This is a genomic window from Massilia sp. P2_C2 (assembly GCF_056404615.1).
On record NZ_JBFUDR010000399.1, the window covers coordinates 1 to 4,759 of the forward strand.

The 4,759-nt window shown below is 67.4% G+C and carries 4 protein-coding genes; 2 read left to right on the plus strand and 2 right to left on the minus strand.

Going from position 1 to position 4,759, the window contains the following annotated elements; all coding sequences use genetic code 11:
- A partial coding sequence (locus AC1DYX_RS27975) for a LytR/AlgR family response regulator transcription factor (RefSeq protein WP_477264997.1) occupies nucleotides 1-375 on the plus strand: 375 nt, incomplete at its 5' end.
- Nucleotides 376-500: 125 nt separating this feature from the next.
- Here AC1DYX_RS27975 and AC1DYX_RS27980 read toward each other — a convergent pair.
- Nucleotides 501-2,117: a S53 family peptidase gene (locus AC1DYX_RS27980; protein ID WP_477264999.1), complete on the minus strand. Its 1,617-nt coding sequence runs from the start codon at nucleotides 2,115-2,117 to the stop codon at nucleotides 501-503.
- Between the two features lie 253 nt (nucleotides 2,118-2,370).
- Between AC1DYX_RS27980 and AC1DYX_RS27985 the strand changes: the two genes are divergently transcribed.
- The gene (locus AC1DYX_RS27985) at nucleotides 2,371-3,483 is read left to right on the plus strand and encodes a Gfo/Idh/MocA family protein (protein ID WP_477265001.1); all 1,113 of its coding nucleotides are present in this window, start codon (nucleotides 2,371-2,373) and stop codon (nucleotides 3,481-3,483) included.
- Nucleotides 3,484-3,574: 91 nt separating this feature from the next.
- Here the strand turns inward: AC1DYX_RS27985 and AC1DYX_RS27990 are convergent, their stop codons facing one another.
- Complete coding sequence (locus AC1DYX_RS27990; RefSeq protein ID WP_477265003.1) at nucleotides 3,575-4,543, minus strand: SMP-30/gluconolactonase/LRE family protein; 969 nt, start codon at nucleotides 4,541-4,543, stop codon at nucleotides 3,575-3,577.
- Nucleotides 4,544-4,759 lie beyond the last annotated feature (216 nt).

The window sequence follows — 4,759 nt, forward strand, 5'->3', positions numbered from 1 at the left end:
CGGCTGGCGGCGCGGCCGCAGGCGGGCCGGCGCGCCGCCGCGCTGCCGCCGGCGCCGCTGGAACAATTGCTCGTGAGCGAGCGCGGCGGCACGCGCATCGTGCGCATCGCCGACATCCAGTGGATCGAGACAGCCGACAACTATGTCGTGCTGCACACGGCCACCGGCAACCCGCTGCTGCGCCAGACGCTGGCCGGTCTCGTCGACCGCCTCGCCCCCGGTTTCTTGCGCTGCCACCGGCGCGCGGCCGTGGCCGTGCGCTGGATCGAGAAGGTGGTCACGCTGGACAAGGGCGACGGCGAACTGCTGCTGCGTGGCGGCGCACGGGTGCCGTGCAGCCGCCAGTACCGCGCCGACGTGCTGGCGCGCTTATAGGAGCCCATCCCAGTAGGGTGGGCACCGCTGTGYCCACGCGAACGTCAACGTGACGCAAACATCACGCGTGGGCACGGAGTGCCCACCCTACCAGTTCACGTCTTCCGCGATAGGTTCCAGGTCGGTCAGCCTTGCAGCGCGGCCAACAGGCGCGTGCCGACCGGCACCCCCCAGCCCGTGCACGCATCCCAGCCGGCCTTCGCCGCGTAGCTGCCATTGCTGCCGCTGGTGATGTCGCGCAGCGCACCGCTGCCCGCCAGCGGACCGTACAGCAGCGGATTGAGCCAGCCGACGGGCTGCGCCAGCTGCTGGTTCAGCAGCGCCACGAGGCCGGCCCACAGCGGCGACACGGCGCTCGTGCCGCCGATCGTGAACGTCAGGTAGTCGACACGCACCCGGTAGCCGGTTGCGGGCGACGCATTGCCGGCCACGTCGGGCACGCCGCGACCGGCGCGCCCGCCCGGATTCACGGACGGCGGCACGCCGGCGTTCGTCTGCCACGCCGGCAGGTCGAACACGTCGCTGACGCCGCCGCCCGTGGCGCTGCTGGTCGGGTCGTCGTTCCACGCGGATTCGCTCTCGATCGCGTTGCCGCTGACGGTCAGGCGCGTGCCGCCGCAACCCAGCACGTACGGGCTGGACGCGGGGAAGTCGGCATGCGCCAGGCCGTCCGGCGTGCCGTTCTGCGGGTTCTGGTCGCTTGATCCGGCATCGCCTGCCGCGCAGCACACGGTGACACCCAGTGCGGCGGCGGCCTCGAACGCCTGGTCCATCGCGGCCAGGCCCTGTTCCGTCCATTCCGATTCCGGCGCGCCCCAACTGATCGAGATCACGGACGGCTTGTGGTGGTCATCGTGGACGGCGGCGAGAATCGCATCGACGAAGCCCTGCTCGCTGTTCGGTGCGAAGTACACGGCGATGGCGGCCTTCGGCGCGACGGCGCCAGCGACTTCGATGTCGAGCATCACCTCGGCATCCGCGCTCCACGGCAGCGACGGGCTGTTCTTGCCGCCGTCGACGGACACGGCCGTGACATGGGGCGCCGCCAGGCCCAGGCTCTTGAAATACGCCTTCAGGTCGGCATTGCGGTAGCCGCCGCCCAGTTCGATGATGGCGATGCACTGGCCGCTGCCATCCAGGCCGGCCGGGAAGTCGTACAGCTTCGCCATGTCGACGCCCGTGTAGCCGGCCGCAGCCTGCGCATCAACCGGGGCCGCCGCCGCGGCCGCGACCGGCATCGACGCATCCAGCGCCGCCTGCGCGGACGCGCGGGAAAACTTGAAATGCGGCCGCGCGATGGGCACGTCCTCGATGCCGAACACGCCTTCGACGATGCCGTCCAGTTCGGGCGGCAGGTGCACCGGCGCCGTGCGACGGCGCGAGAAGCCGGCCGCGTGTTCGACCCGTTCGACGGCCGTGCCGAACGCGGCGGTCACCTGGCCCGTCGTGCCGGACAGGACGATGCTGCGCGCCGCCGGCCGGCGTTCGACGACGACGAGGCCGGCCTTGTGCGCGAAGGCGGCGACGGCGTCGAGGTCGGTATCGCTGGCACCGTGCCGGGCGGCGAATTCGGCGCGCGTCAGGTAGCGGCGCTGGCTCGGCATCGTCTCGAGTGCATGGGGCGCCAGCGGCGCGCGGCGGCGCACGAGCACGGTGATGTCGCAGCGTTCGTCGGCCGGCGCCGGCCCGAGAGACCGCATGGCGGCGAGGGGTGTGGGCACGCTGCCCTGGAGTTTGACCATGATTCACCTCGTTCAAGTTGACCCGGCATGCCGGGCGGATTCGTCCACGGAGGTCGAGCGGCGGTGCCACGGACAGGTCTTGGGCACCATCCGGGCAGTGTGCGCGCCGCGCCGGGATCACCTCTTGATTCCCGATAATTGTTGAATTCCGGCGGGTAGCCGCCGTGTTCGAAATCACCGCAGAACATTGCATCCGTACTAAAATGGTGGCGCTACCGTGAGCGCTAACATTTTACAAAAACAAGGAGACGAAATGATCGACAGGAATCGGCGTGGTCTGGTCCTTGCCGCCGGCGGCGCGCTGGCGACGGGTGCGGTGGGCGGCATGGCGTGGGCGGCTCCGGCCGACCGCAAGCTGGGCTATGCGATCGTCGGCCTCGGCACCTACGGCCTGGACGTCATCATCCCGCAGTTCAAGAATTGCCGGAACAGCCGCCTCGTCGCCCTGGTCAGCGGCGATGCGGCCAAGGCAAAAAGCGTGGCGCAGGAATACGGCGTCCCGGAAAAGAACATCTACAACTACGAGAACTACGACAGCATCCGCAACAACCCGGACATCGACATCGTCTACATCTGCCTGCCCGTGGCCATGCATGCGGAATACACGATCCGTGCAGCCAGGGCCGGGAAGCACGTGCTGTGCGAAAAGCCGATGGCCGTGTCGTCGGCCGCATGCGAGGCCATGATCGCGGCCTGCCGCCAGGCCGGCAAGAAGCTCATGATCGGCTACCGCTGCCACTTCGAACCGACCAACCTGGAAGCGCGGCGCATCGCGCGCTCGGGCGAGATCGGCAAGCTGCGCTATTTCCGTTCCGAACACGGCTTCAATTTCCGCGATCCGAACGCCTGGCGCCTGAAAAAGGCGCTGGCGGGCGGCGGCTCGATGATGGACATCGGCATCTACGCCCTGAACGCGGCGCGCTACATGACGGGCGAGGAACCCAGCGCCGTGTATGCGCAGGAAACGACGAACCGCAACGACCCGCGCTTCCGCGAAGTGGAGGACATGCTCGGCTTTCAGCTGGAATTCCCGTCCGGCGTCGTCGGCTCCTGCATGTCGATGTACAGCGCCAACCAGAACCATATCCTGCTGATGGGCGACAAGGGCCGCATCGACATGGAACCGGCCACCGCCTACCACGGCAACCGCATGTGGGTCGGCAATCAGGGCCGCGAGCGGGAAGTGACTCCGCCGCCGGGCCCCGGCGCCACGCAATTCGCCGGCCAGCTCGACCACATGGCGCAATGCGTGCTGCACGATCGCGAACCGATCGTCGCCGGCGAAGAAGGCTTGCGCGACCTGCGTATCATCGAGGCGATCTACCAGTCGGCGCGCGAGCGCAGGCGCGTGGTGCTGAAGGCCTGACGCGCGAGAGAGCAATCAGTATGGTGCTGAAGGCCTGACGCGCGAGAGAGCAATCAGTATGGTGCTGAAGGCCTGACGCGCGCGGGAACGATCAGTAAGGCGATCCGGTGACGTCCAGCCGGATCTGCCAGACGGCGCCGGCGCCCGTCAGGAACAGCGTCCTGCCGTCGGCGCCACCGAATGCGGCATTGGTGACGTTGGCGTCCGTGCGGATCGTCGCCAGCTCCCGCCCCTGCGGCGAGAACACGCGCACCCGCTGCGCCGGATGCTCGGCCACATAGATATTGCCATGGCAATCGATGGCCATGCCGTCCGGGATATCCAGGCCACGGACGATGTCCTTGCCCGGCCCCGGCACGCCGTTCACGATGGGATAGGCGCGCAGCAGGCCGTCACCCGCGTTCACATAGAGCACGTCGCCGGCCGGCGACAGCGACACGCCGTTCGGGTTCGGCCGGCTGCCGTCGACGAGCGTCACCTTGCCATCCGTGCCCACGCGGTACACGCCCGTGACGGGTTGGCCGCCGGGCGCCGCCGCCTTCTGGAAATCCGGATCCGTGAAGTAGATCGTGCCATCCTTCGCGATGACGATGTCGTTCGGGGAATCGAATACATTGCCCTGGTACGAATCCGCGATCGCCGTGCGTTTGCCGTCCGCGATGACATAGCGCGACAGGGCCTTGTACTTGTGCGTGGCCGCGACAAGGTCGCCATGCGCGTCGACGGCCAGGCCATTGCTGCCGCTGTCCTCGACGACCGTGCTCACGCTCCCGTCCGCCGCGAGCTTGCGGATGCGCGACGGGAAACCGGGCCCCAGGCTGAAATCGGAGAAGTACAGCGCATCCTTGATCCACACGGGGCCTTCGTACAGACCCGCTTCACTGCGCGACGGCTGGACAGCCGCGACGCGTTCCGCGCGCAGTTCTCCGGACGGGGCCTGGCCGCAGGCCGCCTCGGCGTGGGCACCCATCGCATGCGCCAGTGCGAGCAGTACGCCCGCCAGTTTCAGGCTGCGGGATGAAGCGGGGACGGCGCGGAGCTTGCGGGCCGGATGGCGCATGGGGGCCTTTCGATCGATAAACGCAGGAAAACATTGTAGCGCCATAAAGGTGATAGCGCTAACTATATGGCATCCAATTGTTGAAGCCAAACCATGTTATTTGGGAATTGAATGATTGATATCTAAAAAGGGAATTGGATTTATTTCTTTCACGGCGGCACAATCACAACTGTCTCCTCTATCTTCCTCCAAGAAAATAGATTCAGCCCGCTACCC

Bases quoted from the DNA above. Each gene is read 5' to 3' on its own strand.
- AC1DYX_RS27980 (WP_477264999.1), bottom strand. From the start codon at position 2,117: ATGGTCAAACTCCAGGGCAGCGTGCCCACACCCCTCGCCGCCATGCGG.
- AC1DYX_RS27985 (WP_477265001.1), top strand. From the start codon at position 2,371: ATGATCGACAGGAATCGGCGTGGTCTGGTCCTTGCCGCCGGCGGCGCG.
- AC1DYX_RS27990 (WP_477265003.1), bottom strand. From the start codon at position 4,543: ATGCGCCATCCGGCCCGCAAGCTCCGCGCCGTCCCCGCTTCATCCCGC.